Genomic DNA, 1511 nt, shown 5'->3' with positions numbered 1-1511 from the left:
CTGACGGGTTTCAAATTTTTCGCTATGCTACTTGATGAGCAGAAGTGGTATACTCATACACAACACCCAAAATATCAAAGACTGTTTTTTTCTCATATCTGTGGGATTTTCGTCCGTTTCGCTGTAGGAGGTTAAACAGACGAAGGAGAATCTTTGATAATTCTTGGGTGTTTTTATGTAATGCTTGATGAAAAAGTAAGAAATAATCTTTAATTATGTACATCGCTTTATATTCACTTAGCTCTTTCTGTTTCTTACGTAACAGGAGTTCTCTCATTTTAAACATAGTAGAAGAACATAATAGGATACTAATGAGTTGCCCATAAAGGTGGCATTCTAATCGCTCTTGTTTAATAGATTTACAACGATGAATTTGAAACCAGGATTTCCATATTTTAAATAACAGCTCAATTTGCCAACGCAGTGAATATAAATCATAGATTTTCTCTTTCGGTACCCATTCCGTAGGAATGTTTGTCATATATACCGTAATTCCTTGTAAAAGTTTCGTACGCTCTGTATATGTAATCCCTTTTTTCTTTTCACGAATAGCTCGATCATGTAGACGTTTCTGTTTTTGCTCCTCTGTACATCTATAAACCACAATGCGAGTGGGTAGTTTGTCTTTGCTCCCTACATATACATCATGTAATTCATACACTTGGCCAGGTTGTAATTGGTTCATGATGTCTTCCAAATGAATTTGTATATATACCGGTCTCAATTGAGCAGGTTTTGTTTTAAATACCACTGTTTCGAATTCTTTTCTATATATTTTAGTTGGTAATTTAAGACGCGATAAATAATACCCTTCCTTATCTTGGATCGATTTAAAGTCTTGTAAACGAAAATACCCTAAGTCACGAATATATAGTTCATTCTTTTGTGTCATGTCCATTCGAGTCGCCCCATATGCCTGATCACTTCGTTTTCCTGGTTCAATTTTCACATCAGAAAACTCTCCACTCAACAAGTCATACTCTAATTGAATTTTTACACCAGCTGTATGACTACAGCCTCCGGCACCAGGATAAGTAGCTGCGAATCGATCTGGAACTTGAAAGGTTGTAGAATCAAGGATGCGAATCCGCTCAAAGTAAGCAGAAAGAGAATGAGAAATTGTAGATGATCCTCCAATTTTAGCTTGTAGAAGTGTAGTAAATACATTTCGAAAGAAGGCTACAGAAGCCGAGTTAAATCGTCGATTCAGTCCCTCAGGACTTAATAAAATTCCTGTTGAAGTTTCTAATTGACTACAAAGTTGAGTAAGAGAGGTAGTAGCGATTTGTTGATTTAACCATACACACAAAGATAAAAAATGGTGCCCATGGCACTTACGTTTTCGTTTCATTCCACCTGCTTCTATAGCTAATTGATTAAGTGTAGCGGGAGACATATATCGATATAACTCTTCGGCAAATAAAGACAGCTCTTGTTTTTGATGCATATTCATAAAAAGCACGTCACCCTTTCTCATTAACATAAGAGAATAGTAACGTGCTTTTAAGTTT

General features: G+C 35.8%; 1 protein-coding gene. It reads right to left on the bottom strand.

Annotated features, from left to right (window positions below; genetic code table 11):
- Positions 1–22: 22 nt before the first annotated feature.
- Positions 23–1453, bottom strand: a complete 1431-nt coding sequence (locus BWGOE10_RS29255; protein WP_081339308.1) for an IS4-like element ISBce2 family transposase — start codon at positions 1451–1453, stop codon at positions 23–25.
- Between the last annotated feature and the right edge of the window lie 58 nt (positions 1454–1511).

The sequence above is a fragment of the Bacillus mycoides genome (genome assembly GCF_001757995.1).
Taxonomy (GTDB): domain Bacteria; phylum Bacillota; class Bacilli; order Bacillales; family Bacillaceae_G; genus Bacillus_A; species Bacillus_A mycoides_B.
Note: the sequence above shows the minus strand (reverse complement) of the source record. Positions and strands in the feature narration are given on the sequence as shown.

Coding starts and splice junctions, on each gene's coding strand:
- BWGOE10_RS29255 (WP_081339308.1), bottom strand. CDS start 1,453: ATGAATATGCATCAAAAACAAGAGCTGTCTTTATTTGCCGAAGAGTTA.